The sequence below is a fragment of the Sphingomonas sp. BL-S-29 genome (assembly GCF_055521495.1).
In genome coordinates, this window is sequence record NZ_CM145482.1 from 2723129 (window position 1) to 2746473 (window position 23345).

At 66.4% G+C, this 23345-nt stretch carries 23 protein-coding genes and 1 riboswitch; of the genes, 13 read left to right on the forward strand and 10 right to left on the reverse strand.

All coding sequences use genetic code 11. The annotated features are described in order from the left end of the window. Nucleotides 1-8 precede the first annotated feature (8 nt). On the forward strand, nt 9-2675 hold the full coding sequence (gene ppdK / locus ACZ1I2_RS12975) for a pyruvate, phosphate dikinase (protein WP_465176963.1): 2667 nt from the start codon (nt 9-11) through the stop codon (nt 2673-2675). 143 nt (nt 2676-2818) lie between these two features. On the opposite strand, the gene ACZ1I2_RS12980 is transcribed toward ppdK, so the two are convergent. The 7 genes from ACZ1I2_RS12980 to ACZ1I2_RS13010 all read right to left on the reverse strand — a co-directional run bounded on the left by ACZ1I2_RS12980 (nt 2819) and on the right by ACZ1I2_RS13010 (nt 10057). Beyond that, entirely contained in the window at nt 2819-3805 is a 987-nt protein-coding gene (locus tag ACZ1I2_RS12980; RefSeq protein ID WP_465173716.1) for a type II secretion system F family protein, read from the reverse strand. Nucleotides 3806-3827: 22 nt separating this feature from the next. After that, entirely contained in the window at nt 3828-4802 is a 975-nt protein-coding gene (locus ACZ1I2_RS12985) for a type II secretion system F family protein (protein ID WP_465173715.1), read from the reverse strand. 102 nt (nt 4803-4904) lie between these two features. Further along, complete coding sequence (locus ACZ1I2_RS12990) at nt 4905-6191, reverse strand: pilus assembly protein CpaE (protein WP_465176962.1); 1287 nt, start codon at nt 6189-6191, stop codon at nt 4905-4907. A gap of 1 nt (nt 6192) precedes the next feature. Beyond that, nucleotides 6193-6819 carry a CpaD family pilus assembly protein gene (locus ACZ1I2_RS12995; protein WP_465176961.1) on the reverse strand — a complete coding sequence of 209 codons (627 nt, stop codon included), beginning with the start codon at nt 6817-6819 and terminating at the stop codon, nt 6193-6195. Between the two features lie 20 nt (nt 6820-6839). After that, nucleotides 6840-8516, reverse strand: coding sequence for a type II and III secretion system protein family protein (locus tag ACZ1I2_RS13000; protein ID WP_465176960.1), 1677 nt, complete (start codon nt 8514-8516; stop codon nt 6840-6842). 1 nt (nt 8517) lies between these two features. Then, complete coding sequence (gene cpaB / locus ACZ1I2_RS13005) at nt 8518-9534, reverse strand: Flp pilus assembly protein CpaB (protein WP_465173711.1); 1017 nt, start codon at nt 9532-9534, stop codon at nt 8518-8520. 49 nt (nt 9535-9583) lie between these two features. Then, nucleotides 9584-10057, reverse strand: coding sequence for an A24 family peptidase (locus ACZ1I2_RS13010; protein WP_465173710.1), 474 nt, complete (start codon nt 10055-10057; stop codon nt 9584-9586). Nucleotides 10058-10105: 48 nt separating this feature from the next. On the opposite strand from ACZ1I2_RS13010, the gene ACZ1I2_RS13015 reads away from it, so the two are divergent. The 5 genes from ACZ1I2_RS13015 (at nt 10106) to ACZ1I2_RS13035 (ending at nt 13915) form a co-directional block, all read left to right on the forward strand. Then, complete coding sequence (locus ACZ1I2_RS13015) at nt 10106-11047, forward strand: alpha/beta fold hydrolase (RefSeq protein WP_465176959.1); 942 nt, start codon at nt 10106-10108, stop codon at nt 11045-11047. Between the two features lie 19 nt (nt 11048-11066). Then, a complete protein-coding gene (locus ACZ1I2_RS13020; RefSeq protein ID WP_465176958.1) occupies nt 11067-12158 on the forward strand; it encodes an NAD(P)/FAD-dependent oxidoreductase in 1092 nt (363 codons plus the stop codon). A 47-nt stretch (nt 12159-12205) separates the two neighbouring features. Further along, nucleotides 12206-12379: a YegP family protein gene (locus ACZ1I2_RS13025; RefSeq protein WP_465173707.1), complete on the forward strand. Its 174-nt coding sequence runs from the start codon at nt 12206-12208 to the stop codon at nt 12377-12379. Nucleotides 12380-12608: 229 nt separating this feature from the next. Continuing rightward, on the forward strand, nt 12609-13010 hold the full coding sequence (locus ACZ1I2_RS13030) for a transposase (RefSeq protein ID WP_465172448.1): 402 nt from the start codon (nt 12609-12611) through the stop codon (nt 13008-13010). Then, complete coding sequence (locus ACZ1I2_RS13035; RefSeq protein ID WP_465176237.1) at nt 13007-13915, forward strand: IS3 family transposase; 909 nt, start codon at nt 13007-13009, stop codon at nt 13913-13915. The genes ACZ1I2_RS13030 and ACZ1I2_RS13035 overlap by 4 nt, the downstream gene beginning before the upstream one ends. A 284-nt stretch (nt 13916-14199) precedes the next feature. Here the strand turns inward: ACZ1I2_RS13035 and rnhA are convergent, their stop codons facing one another. From rnhA to ispH, 3 genes are all read right to left on the reverse strand, one after another. Then, on the reverse strand, nt 14200-14652 hold the full coding sequence (gene rnhA / locus ACZ1I2_RS13040) for a ribonuclease HI (protein WP_465176957.1): 453 nt from the start codon (nt 14650-14652) through the stop codon (nt 14200-14202). After that, the gene (thrB, locus tag ACZ1I2_RS13045) at nt 14649-15605 is read right to left on the reverse strand and encodes a homoserine kinase (RefSeq protein ID WP_465176956.1); all 957 of its coding nucleotides are present in this window, start codon (nt 15603-15605) and stop codon (nt 14649-14651) included. Before thrB ends, rnhA begins: the two co-directional genes overlap by 4 nt. Nucleotides 15606-15878: 273 nt before the next feature. After that, entirely contained in the window at nt 15879-16835 is a 957-nt protein-coding gene (gene ispH, locus ACZ1I2_RS13050; protein WP_465173704.1) for a 4-hydroxy-3-methylbut-2-enyl diphosphate reductase, read from the reverse strand. A 166-nt stretch (nt 16836-17001) separates the two neighbouring features. On the opposite strand from ispH, the gene ACZ1I2_RS13055 reads away from it, so the two are divergent. The 7 genes from ACZ1I2_RS13055 to gcvPB all read left to right on the forward strand — a co-directional run bounded on the left by ACZ1I2_RS13055 (nt 17002) and on the right by gcvPB (nt 23314). Then, a complete protein-coding gene (locus ACZ1I2_RS13055) occupies nt 17002-17607 on the forward strand; it encodes a hypothetical protein (RefSeq protein WP_465177144.1) in 606 nt (201 codons plus the stop codon). Beyond that, entirely contained in the window at nt 17604-18251 is a 648-nt protein-coding gene (locus ACZ1I2_RS13060; protein ID WP_465176955.1) for an MOSC domain-containing protein, read from the forward strand. Before ACZ1I2_RS13055 ends, ACZ1I2_RS13060 begins: the two co-directional genes overlap by 4 nt. Before the next feature lie 78 nt (nt 18252-18329). Next, nucleotides 18330-18462, forward strand: a riboswitch (glycine riboswitch). Nucleotides 18463-18632: 170 nt separating this feature from the next. Next, entirely contained in the window at nt 18633-19760 is a 1128-nt protein-coding gene (gene gcvT / locus ACZ1I2_RS13065; protein ID WP_465176954.1) for a glycine cleavage system aminomethyltransferase GcvT, read from the forward strand. 1 nt (nt 19761) lies between these two features. Beyond that, nucleotides 19762-20133 carry a glycine cleavage system protein GcvH gene (gcvH, locus tag ACZ1I2_RS13070; protein WP_465177143.1) on the forward strand — a complete coding sequence of 124 codons (372 nt, stop codon included), beginning with the start codon at nt 19762-19764 and terminating at the stop codon, nt 20131-20133. Between the two features lie 132 nt (nt 20134-20265). Next, nucleotides 20266-21624 (forward strand): aminomethyl-transferring glycine dehydrogenase subunit GcvPA, encoded by a 1359-nt coding sequence (gene gcvPA / locus ACZ1I2_RS13075; RefSeq protein ID WP_465173701.1) that lies wholly within the window; start codon nt 20266-20268, stop codon nt 21622-21624. Next, nucleotides 21621-21749 carry a hypothetical protein gene (locus tag ACZ1I2_RS13080; RefSeq protein WP_465176953.1) on the forward strand — a complete coding sequence of 43 codons (129 nt, stop codon included), beginning with the start codon at nt 21621-21623 and terminating at the stop codon, nt 21747-21749. The genes gcvPA and ACZ1I2_RS13080 overlap by 4 nt, the downstream gene beginning before the upstream one ends. Then, nucleotides 21746-23314: an aminomethyl-transferring glycine dehydrogenase subunit GcvPB gene (gene gcvPB, locus ACZ1I2_RS13085; RefSeq protein ID WP_465173699.1), complete on the forward strand. Its 1569-nt coding sequence runs from the start codon at nt 21746-21748 to the stop codon at nt 23312-23314. Before ACZ1I2_RS13080 ends, gcvPB begins: the two co-directional genes overlap by 4 nt. The last annotated feature ends 31 nt before the right edge of the window (nt 23315-23345 follow it).

Here is a 23345-nt window from a genome sequence, read left to right on the forward strand (position 1 = left end):
ACTGAGCAATGACGCAGTACGTTTACCGCTTCGGCGGGGGTGTTTCCGACGGCGGCAAGGGCGACCGGAATCTGCTCGGCGGCAAGGGCGCGAATCTGGCGGAGATGGCGTCGATCGGCCTGCCGGTCCCGCCCGGCTTCACCATCTCGACCGACTTCTGCGCCGTCTATTATGACGAGGGCGGGCAATTCCCGGAGGGGCTGCGCGCCGAAGTCGCCACCGGTATCGGCCATATCGAGGGCGTGACGGGGAAGAAGTTCGGCGATGCGGCCGATCCGCTGCTCGTCTCGGTCCGCTCCGGCGCCCGGGCGTCGATGCCGGGCATGATGGACACGGTGCTCAATCTCGGCCTCAATGACGAGACGGTGCAGGGCCTCGCCGAGACCTCGGGCGATGCGCGTTTCGCCTGGGACAGCTATCGCCGCTTCATCCAGATGTATTCGGATGTCGTGCTCGAGCTCGATCATCACAGCTTCGAGGAAGCGCTTGAAATCGCGAAGGAAGACAAGGGCTATTTCCTCGACACCGACATGACCGCCGAGGACCTGCAGGCGCTCGTCGTCGAATACAAGGCGCTGGTCGACCAGCAATGGGGCAAGCCCTTCCCGCAGGACGTGCATGACCAGCTCTGGGGCGCGGTCGGCGCGGTGTTCGGATCGTGGCAGTCGGAGCGCGCCAAGGTCTATCGCCGGCTCAACGACATCCCGGCGAGCTGGGGGACGGCGGTCAACGTCCAGGCGATGGTGTTCGGCAATATGGGCGATACCTCGGCGACGGGCGTTGCCTTCACGCGCGACCCGGCCAAGGGCGACCGGGCCTATTATGGCGAGTTCCTGATCAACGCGCAGGGCGAGGACGTCGTCGCCGGCATCCGTACCCCGCAATATCTGACGCTCGCCGCGCGCGAGGCCGCGGGCGCCAAGCCGGCCTCGATGGAAGAGGCAATGCCGGAGACCTTCACCGAGCTGGCCAAGGTGTTCGACCTGCTCGAGACGCATTACCGCGACATGCAGGACATCGAGTTCACGGTGCAGCAGGGCAAGCTCTGGATGCTTCAGACCCGATCGGGCAAGCGCACCGCCAAGGCCGCGCTGAAGATCGCGGTCGACATGGCCGAGGAAGGCCTGATCACGCGTGAGGAAGCCGTCGCGCGGGTCGATCCCGCCGCGCTCGACCAGTTGCTCCACCCGACGCTCGATCCCGCCGCGACGCGCGACGTGATCGCCAAGGGGCTGCCGGCCAGCCCCGGTGCGGCCTCGGGTGCGGCGGTGTTCGACAGCGATACGGCCGAGAAGCGCTCCAACGCCGGTGACAGCGTCATCCTGATCCGGGTCGAGACCTCGCCTGAGGATATCCACGGCATGCATGCCGCCCGGGGCATCCTGACCGCGCGCGGCGGCATGACCAGTCATGCGGCGGTGGTCGCGCGCGGCATGGGGCGTCCCTGCGTTTCCGGTGCCGGCACGATCGCGATCGACGCCAAGGCGGGGATCATGCGGGTCGGCGGGCGCGAAGTGAAGGAAGGCGATATCGTCACCATCGACGGCTCGACCGGCGAAGTGATGATGGGCGCGGTGCCGACCGTCCAGCCCGAGCTGGCCGGCGATTTCGGCACCTTGATGGTCTGGGCCGATGGCGTGCGCCGCCTGAAGGTCCGCGCCAATGCCGAGACGCCGCTCGATGCGAGAGTGGCGCGCGAGTTCGGCGCCGAGGGCATCGGGTTGTGTCGCACCGAGCATATGTTCTTCGACGCCGCGCGCATTACCGCGGTGCGCCAGATGATCCTGGCCGAGGACGAGAAGGGACGGCGACTCGCGCTCGACAAGCTATTGCCCGAGCAGCGCGCCGATTTCATCCAGCTGTTCGAGGTGATGGCGGGCCTGCCCGTCACCATCCGCCTGCTCGATCCGCCGCTGCACGAATTCCTGCCGCATGAGGAAGCCGAATTCGCCGAGGTCGCCAGCGCAGCGGGCGTCGCGGTCGAGGTGCTGAAGCGCCGCGCGGCGGAACTGCATGAGTTCAACCCCATGCTTGGCCATCGCGGCTGCCGCCTCGGTGTGACCTATCCCGAGATCTACGAGATGCAGGCCCGCGCCATCTTCGAGGCTGCGGTCGAAGTGGCCGAGAAATCGGGCGCCGCGCCGATCCCCGAGGTGATGATCCCGCTGGTCGCGACGCGCCGCGAGCTCGAGCTGATGAAGGCCGTGGTCGACAAGGCCGCGGCGGCGGTGTTCGCCGACAAGGGCAGGACGATCGAGTATCTCGTCGGGACCATGATCGAATTGCCGCGCGCTGCCTTGAAGGCGGGCGAGATCGCGGAGGTTGGCGCCTTCTTCTCCTTCGGCACCAATGACCTGACGCAGACGACCCTCGGTGTCAGCCGTGATGACGCCGCGCGCTTCCTGACGACCTATGTCGAGCGGGGGATCTATCCAAAGGACCCCTTCGTCAGCCTCGATGTCGAGGGCGTCGGCGAACTGATCGAAATGGCGGCGGAGCGGGGCAGGGCGACACGGCCCGACATCAAGCTCGGCATCTGTGGCGAGCATGGCGGGGACCCGGCGAGCATCGCCTTCTGCGAGTCCATCGGGCTCGATTATGTGAGCGCGTCGCCATACCGGGTGCCGATTGCGCGGCTGGCGGCGGCGCAGGCCGCGCTGGCGGCACGGGGCTGAACCTTCCGTTTCGCTCCTGGAAGAGTGGTCAGCGATGCGCGGGGCTCAAGGCACGGCTCGGGCTGCGGAACGTGGTGCAACGAGCCTTTCGGCCCGTGCACCCACCCCCGCCCCTCCCTCTCGGGACGGGGCGTCGGGACGCGCTATTTGAACGCGTCGGAGATCGAGCAGGCCGCGGGGCCGAGAATGACGATGAACAGCACCGGCAGGATGAACAGGATCAGCGGCACGGTCATGATCGCCGGGAGCCGGGCAGCCTTTTCCTCGGCGCGCATCATGCGCTCGTTGCGAAACTCGGCGGAGAGCACGCGCAGCGCCGACGCGAGCGGCGTACCGTATTTCTCGGTCTGCACCATGGTGGTGACCACACCTTTCAGTGCGTCGAGCTTGACCCGCATGGCGAGGTTCTCGAACGCCTGGCGGCGCTCCGACAGAAAGCCCAGCTCGATCGCGGTGAGGGTGAATTCGTCGCCCAGTTCGGGATAGGCGCGGCCGAGCTCGCGGGCGACGCGGTTGAACGCGGCGTCCACGGTCAGTCCCGCCTCGGCGCAGATGACGAGCAGATCGAGCGCATCGGGCAGGCCTTTGCGGATTGCCTTGGAACGCTTGTCGATCTTGTTCTTCAGGAAGATGTCCGGCGCCTTGTAGCTCATGATGAAGCTGATCGCGACGATGCCGTAGCGCTTCAACGCGCTATATTCGGCGAACATGTCGGTGCCGTAGACGAGGTAGAGCATCAGCCCGCCGAAGATGATCGGCAGCACGAGGCGTCCGAAGATCACCGCGACGGCATATTCCTTGGATCGTATTCCGGCCTGCATCAGCTTGATCTGCGCGACCTTGACCTGGCTGTCCTGCAGCACCTTCAGGCCGGACAGGATCGACTTGATCCGGTCGGTCGTCTCGTTCTTGGTGACGAGTTTCGCGCGGCGTTTGGTCGAGGCGGTGATGCCGGCCTTGAGCTGCTCGCGGCGGTCGTTCAGCGCCTTGACGCGCTTGGCCATGGGGTCACGCGCGGTGGTGGCGGCATAGATCGCCAGCAGCACCGCGAACGCGGCGACACCGGAAAGCAGCGTCGCCACCCACATCACGTCGACCCCGAGGATCGTTGGTCCAGCCGTTTCGCCCATGGAAGTGCCGCGTCGCCCTTGTTCAGATTTCGAAGTTGATCATCTTGGCCATGATCCCGGCGCCGATGCCCATCCAGATCAGGCCGCCACCGCCCGCGACCATCAGCCGCTGATCGATGAAGAAATTCTGCATATAGCTGCCGTTGATCATCCAGATCATGCCGAAGACGATGAAGGGCAGGGCGCCGATGATATAGGCCGACGCCTTGGATTCGGACGACATCGCCTTGATCTTCAGCTTCATCTGGCCGCGCATGCGCAGCACATTGGCGAGATTGGCGAGCGTTTCGGCGAGATTGCCGCCGGTTTCGCGCTGGATCGCGATGGTGATGACGAAGAACTGGAATTCGGGCGTGCCGAGCCGGTCAGCGGTTTCCTGCAGCGCGACGTCCATCGTCCGGCCGATCTTCATCTTGTCGGTGATCGACCGGAACTCGACGCCGACCGGGCCTTCGACCTCATGGCCGACCACACCGATGGTCTCGCTGATCGGCAGGCCCGAGCGCAGGCCCCGGACGAGCAGCTCGATCGCGTCGGGGAATTTCGCGTTGAACTTCGCGATGCGGCGTTTGATGAAGAAACTCACCGTGAAATGCGGGAGCCCGCCGCCGAGCATGATGCCGAGAAGCAGCGACAGCAGGATCGGCAGGCCCTGCAGCGCGAGCAGCAGGCCAAAGATCACGGTGATGCCCAGCGTGGCCATGCCGTACTGGCCGACCGTCCAGGTCTTGCCCGTCATCGCCAGCCGCTTCTTGAGCAGGGCAGGGCGAGGGAGGAATCGCATCGCCGCCGCGTCCATCCGGGTCGCGCGGCTCGCGGTGATGCGGCGCATCTGCGCTTCGACCAGCGCGTTGGAAGACTCGCTGTGCCGCGCGCGGACGGCCGTCAGGCGACGTTCCCGCGCGCGTTCCGGTGAAGGCCCGGCAAGGGCGAACGCCATCAGCACCAGCACCGTGGCCGCGCCCCCGAACAGCATGATGAACGGCATCAGTTCCATCACGGTATCAAGCGCCCCGTTTCGTTGACGGACGGTTTACGTCCGCGCATTTTTCCGCCCGGCGGCGCGCGCCGGCACCATCCCGAGCAGGCACCGGCCAGCTCATTTCTTCGCCGGACGCTTTGGCATCATCGACTTGAGGTCGGCGAACTTGCCCATCAGCGATCCGCCCCGTTCAAGCGGCTTCTTGCGGGCCTCGTCCTTGCCGGCGGCTTCGCCGACGCCCATCAGCTTCGTCGCCAGCTCGACCATCGGCTGAGTCGTCTTGGATCCCTTGCCTGTCTCGGCGAAGGGTTTGCCCAGCTTGGCCGCCTGCGCGCCCAGCTTCTGGTCGAAGGGGATGACGAAATCGATCTTGCGCTCGATCGAGCCCTCGAAATCCTTGCGGCTGATCTCGAGCTGGCCGTTGACGTGCATCTTGTTGGCGACGACGAACACCTGGGTCTGGGGCGCGTTTGTCTTCAGCCAGGACAGGATCCGGATCGAATCCCGCGCCGCGGCCAGGGTGAGCTCAGTCACCACCACGGCGACCTGCACGTCAGTGATGAGATGCGGATGCTGGACCAGCATGTTGCGCGGCAGATCGACAATCGTGCACTCGAACGCGGCGCGCATCTCCTCCTGAAGCTGGTAGAACGCAGCGCCATCGGTCAGGACCGGGGCGTTGATCGGCGCCTCGGCGGACAGCACCGACAGCGTCTGGCTTGCCTTGACCATCGCGCGCTCGATGAACAGGCCGTCGATGCGGCTCGGGTTCTCGATCGCGTCGGTCAGCCCGCGGCCCGGTTCGAGGTCGAGCGCCAGGGCGCCGGTGCCGAAATGCACGTCGAGATCGAGCAGCGCGGTGGTCCGCGCGCCCTTTTCGCTGAGGATCCAGGCAACCGACGTCGCCAGCGTCGAGGCGCCGACACCGCCCCGCGCGCCGATAAAGGCGGTGGAGCAATGGGCCCGTTCAGTGCCGGCATCGAGCAGCTTGGGTGCGTTGAGGATGGTCTGCGCGTGCGTGAATGCCTCGCGCAGCATGTCCGGGGTCAGCGGCTTGAGCAGATAGTCCTGGATGCCGCTGACCACGAGATCGCGGTAGAGGCGGACATCATTGACCTGGCCAGCGGCGATCACGACCGTGCCGGGCTCGCACACCTCGGCGAGCCCGTTAATGTCGGCCAGCGGATCGCTCGACTCGGACAGGTCGACGAACAGAATCTGGGGGCTGGCCGAGACCGACAGGGACTGGACCGCGTTGCGCAGCCCCCCCTTGTTCACCTTGTCCGCGACCCAGCCCATTTCGATGGCGACGGGGCGGACAGCCTCTGCCGTGGTTTCGTCGCAGACAAAGGCGACAAAGGGTTCGCGATGGCCGACGCGGCCGCTGTTGAAGGGGGCGTTCATATCATTTGCTCCCGGCATCTTTCAGGCCGCCCGTCCCGGTGGGCGTTGCCTTGCGATAGTTTCCAATGGCGCGGGTGGAGACCGCGGGGTCATTGACCTCGGCACCAGGCTGGCCGCGCACGAGATCGGCCGGATTGGCGATCATCGCCGCCAGGTTCGTGTTGATCGCGCATCCCTGATTGGATGAGGTGTTGCTCTCGAACTCGGGCTGGGAAGGGCGGCTGAAGTCCGGGCATCCGGGCACCGACGCCTTCATGCGGCTGACCACGATCCGCGCCGTGCCGGGGGCGACGGTCGCGCCGGTGACGGGCGCATCGTCCGACAGCAACATGCCGTAATGCGCGATCTCGGCCGAGACCTCGTCGCGAATGCCACCCCCATAGGGGTTGGGATCGTCGATCGCGACGCGATCGCCGTAACCGAGCCGCAGCGAGGCCATCCAGCCGGCCAGGCGCTTCGCCTCGCCCGGGGCCAGCGTGTTTCCGCTGGTGTTGACGTCGAACACATAGTCGGTCCGGCTGACCACCGGCTGGTGGACCGATTCCAGGGCGCGGTTCGGCGTTCCGCACGCACCCAGAAACAGGGCCGGGGCGAAGGCGGTTGCGAGGAGGATCGTACGCTTGATCATGGGTCTATCCCTCGAGACGCTCAATTGAAGCTGAAACCGGGTGCGGCGCTCGCACTCTTTTTCGACCTTGGACTGGCTTCGGGCAGTGCGGAATTGCCGGCCTGTTCCTCGCGGCGTTGTTGCGGTGAAGGCGCGGGCACCACCGGGACCGGGGCCACCGCGCCGAGCGCGGGCGCGGCGCCGGTGGGCGGGGCCATGCTCGGCTTGGGCCGGGCGCCGCTAGGGGTGGTGCCGGTCAGCTGGCCAAGCAGGATGCGGTCCAGGTCGGTCGGCGCCTTGTAGCCGTCGGTCGGCAGGGCGATCTCGTTCGCATTGACTGGCTTCACCAGATACGGCGTAATGACGATCACCAACTCGGTCTCGTTGCGCTGGAACGCGTTGGAGCGGAACAGGGCGCCCAGGATCGGGACGTCGCCGACACCCGGCGTCTTGTCGAACGAGTTGTTGTGGTTGTTCTGCAGCAGGCCGCCGATCATGAAGCTCTGGCCCGAACCTAACTCGACCGTGGTCTCCGCGCGGCGGGTGATGAAGCCGGGAACGCGCGTGGTGCCGATCGCGACCGCGTTCGAATAGTCAAGCTGCGACACCTCCGGCCGCACGCGCAGCGAGATCCGCCCGTCGGCCAGCACGGTCGGCGTATAGGCCAGGCTGACGCCATATTGCTTGAATTCAACCGTCGCCGTGCCGAGGCCCTGCGATATCGGGATCGGCACTTCGCCGCCGGCGAGGAAAGTGCCGGTTTCGCCCGACAGCGCGGTGAGGTTCGGATTGGCCAGCGTCGACACCTGGCCGATCGTCTCGCCCAGATCGATCGCGCTCAGCAGGTCGAGCCCGAACAGCTTGCCGGCAAGGCCGAGCGTCGTGCGCTGCGAGCCGTTCAGGAAAGTGAAGGACGTGCCGGTCCCCGGCGTCGTCGGGGTTGGCGGTACGCCAGGGGTGATCGTGCCGGGATCGCGGCCGGAGCCGATGCCGAACAGGAAGCCGCCTGTCGAGTCGAGCGACTTGAGGTTGACGCCGACATTCTTGATGAAGCTGCGGCTGACCTCGGCGAAGCGTACCTGCAGATTGACCTGCAGCGGGGTCGCGGTGCGGAGGCGATTGAACACGCCGATCTTGAGCGTCGCGCCGGGCGTCGAAGCGTCGACCCCGGGGTTGAGCAGCGACGTCACCAGCCGTTCCGCCTGAGCGCTGTCATCGGGCGCGGCGACGGTGCCGGTCAGCACGGCGATCTGTCCGGTGGTGGAGACATGGATATCGGCCTCCGGCATCGCGAGCTTGAGCATGCGATCGATCGAGGTGATGTTCTGGCTGACCCGGACGTTCGCCGAATAGATCACGCCGCCCGCCGCGTTGGTCGCGAACAGCGTCGCCTCGCCGAATTCCTTGCCGAAAAGGTGGATCTGGCGCGGGTTGCTGACATAGACGTCGGCTATCCCCGAGTTGGACACCCACACATCGGCGACGTCGGCCGGCAGGGTGATTAGTTCACCCTGGCCGATCGAGAGCAACACCTCGCGGGTCGGCCGCTGCGAGCCGACCGGGGGCCTGCCCACTCGGGCGGGACGTCCGGCGATCGAGCGCGGCTTGGCCTGGCCGGCCTTGGCGGCGCCCGCGATGGCGGTGGCCGGCAGGCTGGCGACCATGGCCGCCGCCGCCGTCACCGCAACCGAGCGGTGCAAGAGGTTCGTGATACGCATGCTACTTCTTCCCCCCGACCGGAACATCGGTCACCGAATTTCCCCGCGCGACGCGCACCATCGGGCCGACCGGCGCGGCGGCGCCCGGGAAAGCCCCGCTTCCACCTTCGGCCGGTGTTGCGGACGCCTTGCCGGGGACCGTGCTGCGCTGGAAGCGCGACACGTCGGCACCCGTGGCGATCGTCGAACTGCCCGCCTGGGGCTGACTCGCGACCTGCATCAGCATGGCCTTCTCCGCCTTGGGGTCATTGCCCTCGGGCACCGTGACGTCGCCATTGGCGATCGCTTCCTCGAGTTCGCTGGCATTGTCGGCGATCGAGCGCAGCGACAGGGAGAGCGAGCCGAGCGTCTGGGCGACCGCAATCTTCTCCGCGATCTTGGGCGTTGCCTCGATCGTCACGTTCGAGAAGGTGTGAACCACGGTCTTGCCGTCGTCGCCCACCGTATTGTCGGTGCGCTGGTCAGTCGCCAGCACGCGCAGGTTGCGCATCACCGTCTCGGCCACCTTGAGCGGCGGGCCGTCGCCGCCGCCAGGTACCGTCTGGGTCAGCACCAGATCGATCCGGTCACCCGGGAAGACGAAGCCGGCGACGCCGGTCTGCGCCGACACGGGGAAGGTGACGGCGCGCATGCCCGGCCCGAGCGCCGCCGCGAGGAAGCCGCGATCGCCCGGCTTGACGAGCGCGCCCTGCGTGACCGGCTGGCCAGCGGTGATCGCGTTGCGGACGACCGTGCCCTGCAGCGACTGCAGGTTGGTGTCCTTCTTGATGAAATAGGCGTTGTCGACCAGCTCCTTGGGCCAGGGCTGGAACTTCAGCGCGGTGGCATCCAGGATCGTCCCGACCGGCAACGCGCGGGTGGCGACGAGCACCTCCGGTCCATCGACCGGCGCGGCGACCGCCGTGGCGGCGCCAGCCTGGGGGGCGGCCCCGCCCAGGATCAGGCTGCGCGCCATGAACGCGGTGATCGCAGCGACGATCAGGGCGCCCACCAGGAGAATGATCTTGCGACTATCCATGACTTTTCAAGCCTTTCCGGCGCGGGACGATTGAACCCGCGTTAAGCATTCACAGGAACTGATTAAGAATCGGTTCGCGAAGCGTGAGCAGCGCGGCGACCGCGATCGCCACGCCGTAAGGGATTTCCGGCCGTTCGGTTTTCTTGCGGATCGCGCGCTCGATCATGAGCAGCAGCGTGAGCGCGCCGCCGAGCAGCGACATCACGATCAGCATCCAGACGAGCGTGTCGAACGGGAACCACAGGGCGAGCGCACCGATCATCTTGGTGTCGCCGCCGCCCATCCATCCCATGGCGAACGCGCCGATGAAAAAAGCGAAGACGATCGCCGCGACGCCGACCTGGATCGCGATGTCCGGCCAGATCGCCCAGCCATTTGCCCACCACCACAAGGGTGCGAGCAGCGCGATCGCGAGGTTCTTCCAATTGGCGATCTCGCGGGTGCGCGCATCCTGGATCCCCGCGGAGACAAGGAGCAGCGCAAGCGCGCCGATCAGCAAAGCGTTTGATATTCCCCCAACCATCAGCAATTTACCTAGACGACATGGCTTTCCAAAAAGTAACCAGCGTGAATGGTTTCCCCGCAGCTGTATCGCCGCGCGATTCCGGCCACTGCCCGGATCACGTTCTGGACCGCCCCGGACGGCTGGCGGCTGCGGCGTTTCGACTGGCCCGCCGAGGGGCATCCGCGCGGCAGCATCCTGTTCCAGGGCGGCCGGGGCGACATCTTCGAAAAATATCTCGAGGCGTTCGCGCACTGGCATGGCCAGGGCTGGTCGATCACCGCGTTCGACTGGCGCGGGCAGGGCGGATCCGGGCGGCTGTCACCCGACCAGCATGTCGGGCATATCGAGACCTTCGACACCTTCATCGACGATTTCGCCGCCTTCTGGACTGAATGGTCAGCCGAGGCGGAGGGTCCGCAGGTGCTGATGGGTCACTCGATGGGCGGGCACCTGGTGCTGCGTGCGCTGACCGAGGGTGTCGCGCGGCCCGCCGCGGCGGTGCTGGTCGCGCCAATGCTCGGTCTGCACAGTCCGCTCGGCGCCGGGATGGGCGAGCGGCTCGCCAGGGTTCTGAACCGAGTCGGCAATCCGGCGCGCGCCGCCTGGAAGGTCAATGAGCGTCCGGCGACCACCGCCACGCGCCAGGCGCTGCTGACTCACGACCCCGCCCGTTATGAGGACGAACTATATTGGCAAGCGAGCAAGCCCGAGCTCGTGCTTGGTCCGCCGAGCTGGCGCTGGGTGTTGAAGGCGTTCGAGTCGACCCGGCGCCTGCGTGACGATCCGCGACTCGCGACGATGAGGGTGCCAGTGCTGATGCTCGTCGCCGAGGCGGACAAGCTGGTCAGCGCCAAGGCCGCGCTGAAGGTCGCCGAGAGATTGCCCGATGTGCAGGTCGAGCGGTTCGGGCAGGAATCGGCGCACGAAATCCTGCGCGAGGCGGATGGGGTGCGCCATCGCGCGATCAGCACGATCGACCTCTTCCTCGCCGCGCGCGTACAGCGCTGACGCTCGCGGGGACGGAATCGTGAAGCGGTACGATATCGCGATCGTCGGGGCCGGGATCGCCGGGGCGAGCCTTGCAGCGGCGGCGGCGCCCCATGCGTCGGTCCTGCTGATCGAGGGCGAGCATGCGCCGGGCTATCACGCCACCGGCCGCTCGGCTGCCTTCTGGTCGGAAAGCTATGGCGGCCCGGGCGTGCAGCCGCTTACCACTGCCTCGGGCCCAGTGCTGGCGGCGGGCGGTTTCCTGGCGCCGTTGGGGTCGCTCCATATCGGCCGGGCCAGGGACGCGGCGGCGATCGATACCTTTCTCGCCGAGTTCGAGGGGATCATCGCGCTCGATCGCGTCGACCCGGCGACCCTCGTTCCCGGGTTGCGCGACGACTGGACGCTCGGCGTGATGGAGGCGAGCAGTGCCTATATCGACGTCGCCGCTCTTCATGCCGACTATATCGCCCGTGCCCGCCGCGCCGGTGCGGAGATGATCCTGAACGCGCCGCTTCAAACCGCTGGGCGCGCTGGCGGGCAGTGGCGGCTCACCACCCCCGCGGGAGACGTCGCCGCGACGATCCTGGTCAATGCCGCCGGCGCATGGGCGGACGAGCTGGCGCGGATCGCGGGCGCGATGCCGGTCGGGATCCAGCCCTATCGCCGCACCATGACTCAATTGCGGACCGATCCCGCCGCGCCCGCCGGGCTGCCGCATGTTGCCGACATCTCGGGCAATTTCTATTTCAAGCCGGAGGCGGGCGGGCGCCTGTGGCTCAGCCCGCATGACGAGACCCGAGTCGCGCCGTGCGACGTCCAGCCCGAGGAAATCGATGTGGCGATCGCGATCGACCGGTTCGAGCAGGTGGTCGACTGGCGCGTGACCGCGGTCGAGCGGCGCTGGGCTGGCCTCAGGAGTTTCGCGCCGGACCGGCTGCCCGTTTACGGGTTCGATCCGCGGCTTCCCGGCTTTTTCTGGTGCGCCGGACAGGGCGGATTCGGCATCCAGACCGCGCCCGCCGGCGCGATGCTGGCGGCCGCGCTGCTGCTCGGGCGGCCGGCGGACCCGGCGGTCGCTGCGATCGATCCGGCCCGATATGCGCCGGACCGATTCGCCGCACTGGTATAACGCGGCAACCAAGCCTAACCTGCGTCAATCAGCCAGGGAGAGAAGACATGGCGCATAAGTTCGTGATCGAGCAGAACAAGGCCGGCGAGTATGTCGCCAAGTTCAAGTACAACAGCGAAATCATCTTCTGGACCGAGGGCTATTCGAGCAAGGCCGGCGCGAAGAACGCGATCGAGTCGGTGCTGAAGAATGGACCGGGCGCGCCGATCGAAGAGGGTTGAGCCTTTTCTGACGATCGCGGGCTGCGCTTGGCAGCCGGTGGATCGACGATGGGACCACCGAAATTCCCTGTTCCGGCCGCGGAACAGGGAATTTTTTTGTTTTCGGGCCTGTTCTGGGTGCATTTTCTCCGAAATATCGATGCGAAAACATAGTGTTGAAGATCGTTTTGGAATGCCCCCCTAGACTGAGACATGAAATAAGAGAGAGCTCTCTGGATGGAGGGCAAGAATGTCGAAGGACCATCGACGACGGCACGACCGGGGGTTCAAGCTGTGGGTTGTGGGTCGGATTGAGTCGGGCGAGCGGGTGTCAGCCTTGTCGCTCGAGTTGGGGATCAGGGATAATCTGCTGTACCGGTGGCGCAATGCGGTGCGGGCGGGCGGGGAGCAGGCGCTGCGCGATCCGGGTCGTCCGGGGCGCGTAGCGGATGCGATGGCTAGCCAGGCGGCGGTTGGTGAGATCCGCGATGTTGCCACAGCGCAGCGTCAGATCGAGGCCTTGCAGCGCAAGATCGGCGAGCAGCAGGTGGCGCTGGATTTTTTCAAAGGCGCCTTGCGGCGTATCGAGGCGTCACGCCAGCCGAGCGACGGTGCTGGCGAGACGACGTCTTCGCCGAGATCCAGGCGATGACGGGTTCGCAAGGCGAGGGATCGGCGCTGTCGACAGAGGCGCTGTGCCAGTTGGCCGGGGTAAGCCGGGCCAGCTATTACCGGCGCTGGCGCGAGCATGCGCCAAAAGTGGAAGAGACGGCGCTGCGCGATCAGGTGCAGCGGCTGTGCCTGGCGCAGCGCTTCTATGGCTATCGCCGGATCACCGCGCTGCTCAGGCGTGACGGTTGGTGCGTCAACCACAAGCGGGTGGCCCGGCTGATGCGCGAGGACAATCTGCTGTGCCTGCGGGGTCGGACGTTCCGGCCGGCGACGACGGATGCGCGGCACGGCTGGCGGGTGTGGCCCAATCTGGCGCGCGCGATGCAACCGATGGCGATCAACCAGCTATGGGTGGCGGACATCACCTATGTCCATCTGGCCGAGGCGTTCGTCTATCTGGCGGTGATCCTCGACGCGTTCAGCCGCAAGGTGGTCGGCTGGGCGATGGCGGACCATCTGCGCGCCGAGCTGGCGCTCGAGGCGCTCGCCATGGCGCTGGAGCGACGCAGGGTGACCGCGGACGGTCTGGTCCATCACTCCGACCGAGGCGTGCAATATGCTTGCGGCGCGTACATCGCCCGGCTCGAAGCCGCCGGCATCATCCCCAGCATGAGCCGTGCGGGCTGCCCTTACGACAACGCCATGGCCGAGAGCTTCATGAAGACCCTGAAGCAGGAGGAGGTCGACGGTACCGGCTATCGCGACCTCGCCGACGCACGCGAGCGGATCGGGACCTTCATCGAGCAGGTCTACAATCGCCAGCGCCTGCACTCCGCCTTGGCCTACAGGTCGCCCGACGAGTATGAGGAAACCATGCGAAGGGCTGCTGCGCAGCAGCCCTTCAAACAAGCAACCGAGCTCTCTCTAATTAACGTGTCTCACTAAAGGGGGTCACTCCAGTTTCCCTGTTTCCGCAGAACAGGGAAATTCCGGCGCGGAACAGGGAATTGGTTTGGGTTGATCAGGGAATTGGCGCCCTGCCGCCGTGGCGCGCCGATGTGATCGAAGGGCTGCATTGGAGGGGGGAGCAGGCGCGGTCATTGCCCATGGATGGCAGATTCAGGCGCTGTGTTGAATCATGTGAGCGTTGGCGAATGCAGCGCTACCCCTCATCGTCCAGATTTGCGGCGCGATGGCCGGGAACAAGTCCGGGGTGATATCAGGAGGCGCTAACCCCGCGCCGCCGCCACCGCGGCGTCGCTGGCCAGCTTGTCGGCGCGTTCATTGTCCGGATGTCCGGCATGCCCCTTTACCCAGAGCCATTCGATGCGGTGCGGCTTGGCGGCGGCCAGCAGCGCCTGCCAGAGGTCGGCATTCTTGACCGGCTGTTTGGCAGCGGTCTTCCAGCCATTCTTCTGCCAGCCTTTGATCCATTTGGTCAGGCCGTCCATGACATAGCGGCTGTCGGTCGAGAGGACGACATGGCACGGGCGCGTGAGCGCGTTCAGGCCCTCGATCGCTGCCCTGAGCTCCATCCGATTGTTGGTGGTCAGCTTTTCGCCGCCCGAAATGTCGCGCTCGCGCGTGCCGGCACGGATCACCGCGCCCCAGCCGCCCGGCCCCGGATTGCCCTTGCACGCGCCGTCGGTGGCGATTTCGACTTTGGTGAGTTCCGTCGTCATGCGAATTGCCCCGCGCCCTGCGTCTCATAGGCCCTGAGGCGGCGGAGATAGGCGAGCGGATCCTTCCGCGTGACCAGCGCATCAGCCGGCGTGTTGAGCCAGTCCCAGGCGCGCGACAAAAGGAAACGGATACAGGCGCCCTTGGCGAGATGGATCAGGGCTGCCCGTTCTTGGGGCGTGAGATCGATCGACTGCGTGTAGCCGTCGATCAGCGCGCGCCCGACCGCCCAATTGGCGTTGCTTCCGGTCGCGTCGAACGACCAGGCAGTGTGCATGACCGCAAGGTCATAGGCGCGGATGTCGGTGCAGGCGAAATAGAAGTCGATCAGTCCGGTCACGGCATCGCCGCGCATCAGGACATTGTCGGGGAACAGGTCCGCATGGATCGCGCCGACCGGAAGGTGGGTGGGCCAGGCGGCGAGAACCGCGTCGAGCGCGAAACCGACATCGTCGTACAGCCCCGGCGCGATGCCATCCAGGTCGCGGCCACAGCGTTCGAACAATGGCCGCCAGGTATCGACGCCCATCGAATTGGCGCGCGTCAGGGGGAAATCGGCCAGTGCCTCATGCATCCGGCCCATCGCGGTGCCGGCGGCAAAGGCCTGTGGGATGGTGGGATGCGAGACCGAGACGCCGGTAAGGAACTCGATCAGGCAGGCGGGCCGGCCTTCGAGCTGATGGATCACGGTGCCGTCGCGGTCGGGCAGGGCGCGCGGCACCGGCAGGTCGTGTTTCCCGAGATGATCGATCATCGAAAAGAAGAAGGGCAGATCGTCCAGATGCACACGCTTTTCGTAGAGCGTCAGGATGAAGCGGCCGGCGGTCGTATCGACCAGGTAATTGCTGTTCTCAACGCCCTCGGCGATCCCCTTGGCGGAGACGAGTTCGCCATGGTCGAAACGCGACAGGAAGGCGCCCAGCGCCTCCGCTGAAACCTGAGTATATACCGCCATGGACTAGGGCCTGCAAGTGCAGCTGGAGGGGGTCGGGACGAGGCGAATTTTGCCGCCCGGGTAGGAGCAAGGAGGGAGCGATGGATATTCATCGTGACCGACGCGCGACGCCGCCGGGCGGCAAAAGGCGCCCCGCCCCGAAGGGGTCGCTCGGAGAGGGCCGCCGGACGGCGTCGCGCGGCTTGGACGGGCTACCGGCCCGCCCTGCGCCACGCTCCTTGCCGGCGACCCTCTCCGAGCGATCACGACCCCCTCCAGCTGCACTTGCAGGCCCTAAGCCGCGACTTCGAGGCCGCGGGGCAGCTTGAAGGAAATCGTCTCGCGCGTGGTCTCGACTTCGAACTCGCTGACCTCGAACCGCTCCGACAGCCGGTCGACGAGTTCGCGGACCAATACTTCGGGGGCCGAGGCTCCGGCGGTGATGCCGAGTGTCCGGACGCCTTCGAGGAAGTCGAAATTCAGGTCGCTCGCGCGCTGCACGAGCAGGGCCGGCGTGCCCTCGCGCACCGCGACCTCGACCAGCCGGACCGAGTTGGAGGAATTGGGTGCGCCGATCACCAGCATCGCGTCGCAAGCGCCGGCGATCTTCTTGACCGCCGCCTGACGGTTCGACGTGGCGTAGCAGATGTCCTCGCCACGCGGTGCCTGGATCGCGGGAAAGCGGCGCTGCAGCGCCTCGACGATGGCGGCGGTATCGTCGACCGACAGCGTCGTCTGAGTGAGGAAAGCGAGATTGGCGGGGTCGGACGGCGTCATCGTCTCGACATCGGCGACGGTTTCTACCAGCGACATCGATCCTTCGGGGACCTGGCCGAAGGTCCCGATCACCTCGGGATGGCCCTCATGACCGATGAAGACGATGTGGCGGCCGGCGGCGACCAGCCGTTCGGCCTGGCGATGCACCTTGGAGACGAGCGGGCAAGTGGCGTCGAGATAGGAGAGGCCGCGCTGCGCTGCCTTGGTCGGCACTGCCTTGGGCACGCCGTGCGCGGAAAAGACCACCGGCACGCCATCCGGCACTTCGTCAAGCTCCTCGACGAAGATCGCGCCTTTCTCGCGCAGCGCATCGACGACGAACTTGTTGTGGACGATCTCGTGCCGGACATAGACCGGCGCACCATATTTCTCGATCGCCAGCTCGACGATCTGGATCGCGCGGTCGACGCCAGCGCAAAAGCCGCGCGGCGCGGCAATGAGCAGTTCGAGTGGCGGTTTCTGGAGATCGGTCATCACGATGGGCTCTACGCGATTGCTTGCGTGCGCGAAAGCCGGTTCCTATGGTGCGCGTCGTTCCGGGGCCGGTGCGCGCGAGCGCGAGGCCCCTTCCTATGTGTTCCCATGTGATAAGGTGCGTGTGCCCGTGACAGCCCGGAAAATTGCCGTTCCCGCCATCCTGATGCTGCTGGCCGGCGGCTGCTCCACCACCGGAGACATTGACGAAACGGGTGGCATCACGGCGATCCGTTCGGCCTGTCCGACCGTCGGCGTTCCCGCGGCGACCGGCGATATCACCCTGTTCGATCCGCCGGCCAGTACCGCGGCGACCGCGATCGACGTTGCGGCGGTGATGACCAATGTCCGCTCCACCTGCGCCGATGCGACTGACGACATCGTCACCACCGTCACCTTCGATATCCAGGCGCGCCGGGCGCGCACCGATACGGCGCGCGACGTGAGTCTGCCCTATTTCATCACCGTCGTGCGGGGCGGCACCGCCGTTATCGCCAAGCGCGTCGGCCATGTCTCCGTGCATTTCAATGCCGGGCAGGACCGTGCGACGGCCAGCGGCCAGGCGAGCAGCACCATCTCCCGCGCGGCGGCCAGCCTTTCTGAAGATGTCCGCAAGAAGCTGACCGAAAAGCGCAAGGCGGGCGGCAGCGACGCCGCGGTCGACCCGCTGACTCGTCCGGAGATTCGCCAGGCCGTGCTGCGCGCTACCTTCGAGGCGCTGGTCGGCTTTCAACTGACCGACGATCAGCTCAAGTACAACGCCACCCGGTGACCGAGGTCCGGGCCTTTGCCCTGCTGACGGGTAAGGCCCGGTACCTCGGGCGGGGTGAAAACAGCGCCATCGCCAAGTCTCCCGTCACCGGGCCGGTGAAGATCGGCTTTCTTGGGCTGGAAGGCGACGAGCAGGCCGATCCGACCGTTCATGGCGGACCGGACAAGGCGCTGCATCATTATCCCCATGATCATTATGCGCGCTGGAGCGAGGACAGGGTGGACGATCCGGTGCTCGCGGCGCCGGGGGCCTTTGGCGAGAATATCGCGACGCTCGGGCTGACCGAAGATCAGGTCTGCATCGGCGACCGGTTCCGCCTGGGCCGCGCGCTGATCGAGATCAGCCAGGGCCGGCAACCCTGCTGGAAGCAGGCTGAACGGCTGCGCTGGCCGGCTCTCCCGGCACTGATGGTCAAGGAACGGCGCAGCGGATGGTATTACCGCGTGATCGAGGAAGGCGCCGCCGAGCCGGGCGAGGCCCTGGCGATGGTCGAGCGCCCCTTGCCAGGGTGGACAGTCCGCCGCGTCTTCGGTCTGCTCATCGCCGGGGACCATCGTCACGACCCGGCGGCGCTTCGTGACCTTGCGGGTATGGAACTGCTGTATGACGGATGGCGGCACCGTGCCCTCAAATTGATGGCTTAGCTAAAAGCGTTACCAAGGCCGATTGACTCGCATGCTGCACCGCGTCACACCGGGCATGTCGATGGAGGGCAACTTCCATAGGCACGCGCGGGAGAGACCCCGGACGTGGGACCCTTGTCAAAGCAATGGCTTGGCATGGAATCCCTGATCCAGGGCGCCGAAGGAGCAACCGCCCCGGAATCTCTCAGGCACACCGGACCGCGCGGGCTATCGACACTCTGGAAAGCGGCCGAGGCGATGTTTGCCCGGCCCACCGAAGGGGTAAGCCATCCTGCGCAAGCGGGTGGTCAAAGCTCTCAGGTTCCCGTGACAGAGGGGGCGGCGAAACGCGGCGTAAGATGCGCTGCGTAACGCCGTGACACCTTGTGACGGAGACCGGCATTGAGTGACAACGAAGGCCCCGAAATCGAGATCCAGACGCTGCCGCTCGATGCGTGGCACCGTGCGCGGGACGGCCGGATGGTCGAATTCGCCGGCTATCACATGCCCGTCCAGTATGAAGGCATCATGGCCGAGCATCTGTGGACGCGCGACTCCGCCGGTTTGTTCGACGTCAGCCATATGGGCCAGCTGCTCTTTACCGGCGACTGCGCCGATGCCGCGCTCGAAGCGCTGCTGCCGGGCGACATCAAGGGGCTTGCCCCTACGAAGATGCGCTATTCGCTGCTGCTCGCGGAGAATGGCGGCATTCTCGATGATCTGATGGTCACGCGCCGCGAGGACGGCATCTACATGGTCGTCAACGGCGCGACCAAATATGACGACATCTCCTATCTCCTCGATCACCTGCCCGAGGACATCACGATCAACATCATGGACGAGCAGGCGCTGCTCGCGCTCCAGGGCCCCAAGGCGGTTGACGTGCTGTCGCGGCTGGTGCCGGGCGTCGAGGCGTTGGTGTTCATGACCGCGGGTGCGTTCGAGTGGAACGGCACGCCGCTGTGGATCAGCCGCTCGGGCTATACCGGTGAGGACGGGTTCGAGATTTCGGTGCCGGCCGAGGCTGCCGAGGCACTCGCCGATGCGCTGACCGCCGAGGCCGAAGTGAAGCCGATCGGGCTCGGCGCGCGCGATTCGCTGCGGCTCGAGGCCGGCTTGCCGCTCTACGGGCATGATCTCGATCCCAAGACCACGCCGGTGATGGCCGATCTCGGCTTCGCTTTGTCCAAGCGCCGTCGCGAGGAAGGCAATTTCATGGGCGCCGAGCGTATCCTGCTCGAGCGCGAGCAGGGCGCGGCGGTCAAGCGCGTCGGCCTGGTCGTCGAAGGCCGCCAGCCAGTGCGCGAGGGCGCGGCGGTGGTCGATGCGGAGGGTTCCGAGGTCGGCAAGGTCACCAGCGGCGGTTTCGCCCCGAGCTTCGGTGCGCCGATCGCCATGGCCTATGTGCCCGCCGCGATGGCGGCGATCGGCACCGTCATCCAGATTACGCAGCGTGGCAAGGTCCACCAGGCGACCGTCACCGCGATGCCGCTGATTCCACACCGCTATGTCCGAGCAGGAGGCAAGTAAGATGAGCCGTTACTTCACCGAAGATCATGAATGGGTCGATGTCGACGGCGACATCGGCACGGTCGGCATCAGCGAGTACGCGCAAGGCCAGCTCGGCGACATCGTGTTCGTCGACGTGCCGGCGGAGGGCAAGGAACTGGCGAAGGGCGACGAGGCCGCGGTGGTCGAATCGGTCAAGGCCGCATCGGACGTCTATTCGCCGGTCTCCGGCACCGTGCTTGAAGGCAATGCCGCGCTCGGCGACAATCCCGGGCTCGTCAACGAAGATCCCGAGGCCGAGGGCTGGTTCTTTAAGCTGACGCTCAGCGATCCGGAAGAACTCAAGGGCCTGATGGATGAGGCGGCCTACGCCGCTTTCGTCGCGAAGCTTTGATGTGACGTACTCCCCTCCCGCTTGCGGGAGGGGTTGGGGGCGGGCTCGCGCTTTCCTCCAACGCTCCGCCCGGAATTGGCCGGGCGCCCACCCCCGACCCCTCCCGCAGGCGGGAGGGGGGAGATTGCTTGAATGCGGTATTTGCCCCTTACCGACAATGATCGTCAGGCGATGCTCGCCACGATCGGCGCCAGGTCGATCGACGATCTGTTCGTCGACGTGCCCGCCATTGCCCAACTCGACGGCCCGATCCACGGCCTTCCGGGCCATGCGAGCGAATTGGCGGTCGAACGCCACATGTCGGCGCTGGCGCGCAAGAACCTGGCGGCGGGCGACGCGCCCTTCTTCCTCGGCTGCGGTGCCTATAAGCATCATGTGCCGGCGAGCGTCGACCATCTGATCCAGCGCGGCGAGTATCTGACGGCGTACACGCCGTATCAGCCCGAGATCGCGCAGGGCACGCTGCAGATGCTGTTCGAGTTCCAGACCCAGGTCGCGCGGCTGCTCGGCACCGATGTGGCGAACGCGTCGATGTACGATGGCTCGACCGCCTGCTGGGAAGCGATCGGCATGGCGCGGCGGGTGACCAAGCGGGCCAAGGCGATCCTGTCGACCGGGCTTCACCCGCATTATGTTTCCGTCGCGAAGACCATGGCGAAGTTCACCGGTGATGTGCTGGAAACCGGCACACCGTCGCTGTCGGCCGGGACCGACATCGCCGACCTGATCGCGGCGATCGACAACGATACGTCCTGTGTCGTCGTCCAGTATCCCGATATCCTCGGCCGGATCGACGACCTGTCCGAGCTGGCCGCCGCTTGCCACGCCAAGAAGGCGCTGCTGATCGCCGTGGTCACCGAGCCCGTGGCGCTGGGTGCGATCAAGTCGCCGGGCGAGATGGATGCGGATATCGTCGTGGGCGAAGGCCAGTCGATCGGCGTCGGGCTTCAGTTCGGCGGGCCCTATGTCGGGCTGTTCGGCTGCAAGGAAAAATATGTCCGCCAGATGCCGGGCCGGCTCTGCGGGGAGACGCAGGACGCGGACGGCCGTCGCGGTTTCGTGCTGACGCTGTCGACGCGCGAGCAGCATATCCGCCGCGAAAAGGCGACGTCGAACATCTGCACCAATTCCGGTCTCTGCGCGCTGGCCTTCTCGATCCACATGACCCTGCTCGGCGAGGCCGGACTGCGCGCGCTGGCCGAGACCAACCACGCCGGTGCGGTCGCCGCAGCGGAGCGGCTCGCGCAAATACCGGGCGTCGAACTGGTCAACGAGACCTTCTTCAACGAATTCACCCTGAAGCTGCCGGTCGAGGCGCGGCCCGTGGTGCGGACGCTGGCCGATCGCGGCATCCTGGCCGGCGTGTCGCTCGGGCGGCTCTATCCCGGCGAGAGCGATCTGGCGAACGGCCTGGTCGTCGCGGTGACCGAGACGACCACCATGGAGGATGTCGAGACACTTGCCTCCGCGCTCCAGGAGGTGCTGGCATGACCACTCCTCCTTCCGTTCGCCCTGAGCTTGTCGAAGGGCTGTTCTTTTCTTTCAACCGTTCAAAAGAAGGGCCGGGCTTCGACAAGCTCAGCCCGAACGGGTTTGTGCGAGGAACCCAGGCATGACGATCAACGCAAGCGGCTGGCGCCCGGAGCGCCCCGAGGCCGGTTCCGCCACGGCCCCGACCTTCACCGGCAACAAGGCGCTGATGCTGGAAGAGGCGCTGATCTTCGAGATCGGCTCGACCGGGACCACGGGTGTGGAAGTTGCGGCCCCGGCCAAGGTCGCCTCGCGGCTTGGCAACCTGAGTCGGTCGGCGCCGATTGGCCTTCCGGGCCTGTCCGAGCCCGAAGCGGTGCGCCACTACACGCGCCTGTCGCGGCAGAATTACGCGATCGACCTCGGCCTGTTCCCGCTCGGTTCGTGCACGATGAAGCACAACCCGCGGCTCAACGAGAAGATGGCGCGGCTGCCCGGTTTCGCCGATATCCACCCGCTCGCGCCGGTCGATACGGTGCAGGGCGCGCTCGAGGTGATCCACCAGCTCGCGCACTGGCTGGTGACGCTGACCGGCATGCATTCCGTCGCGATGAGCCCCAAGGCGGGCGCGCATGGTGAGCTTTGCGGGATCCTGGCGATCCGCGCGGCGTTGGAAGCGCGGGGCGAGGGGCACCGCAAGGTGATCCTGGTGCCGGAGAGCGCGCATGGCACCAACCCGGCGACCGCGGCCTTTGCCGGCTATTCGGTCGAGGATATCCCCGCGACCAGCGAAGGCCGGGTCGATCTGGCGGCGCTGACCGCGCGGCTGGGGCCGGACGTGGCCGGGGTGATGATCACCAACCCCAATACCTGCGGGCTGTTCGAGCGGGACATGCGCAAGATCTCGGACGCGGTCCACGCGGCGGGCGGCCTGGTCTATTGCGACGGGGCGAACTTCAACGCGATCGTCGGGCGTGTGCGTCCGGGCGATCTCGGCATCGACGCGATGCACATCAACCTGCACAAGACCTTCTCCACGCCGCATGGCGGCGGCGGACCGGGTTCGGGGCCGGTGGTGTTCTCGGAAGCGCTGGCGCCCTATGCGCCACTGCCCTTCGTCGAGAAGACGGCGGACGGCTTCCGCCTCGTCGAGGAAGAGACCGCCGAGGAGCATCATGCGGGCAGCTTCGGGCGCATGGTCGCCTTCCAGGGGCAGATGGGCATGTTCACCCGCGCGCTGACCTATATCCTCAGCCACGGCGCCGATGGCCTGCGGCAGGTGGCGGAGGATGCGGTGCTCAACGCGAACTATATCCTGCGCTCGCTCGACGGCACGCTCGATGCACCGTTCGGGGCGTCCGGGCCGTGCATGCATGAGGCCCTGTTCTCGGATTCGAACCTGGCCGAGGGTTTCTCGACGATCGACGTGGCCAAGGGGCTGATCGACGAGGGGTATCATCCGATGACGATGTATTTCCCGCTGGTGGTGCACGGCGCGATGCTGGTCGAGCCGACCGAGACCGAGAGCAAGGCGGCGCTCGATCAGTTCATCGGCGCGCTGCGTTCGGTGGCGGAGCGGGCCAAGGCGGGCGATGTCGCGCTGAAATCGGCGCCGCATTTTGCGCCGCGCAGCCGGCTCGACGAAACGCTGGCCGCGCGCAAGCCGGTACTGGTGTGGAAGGATCAGGAGCTCGCGCAAGCGGCGGAGTAAGGGCGGTCACGAACCCGTCACAGTGACGGGG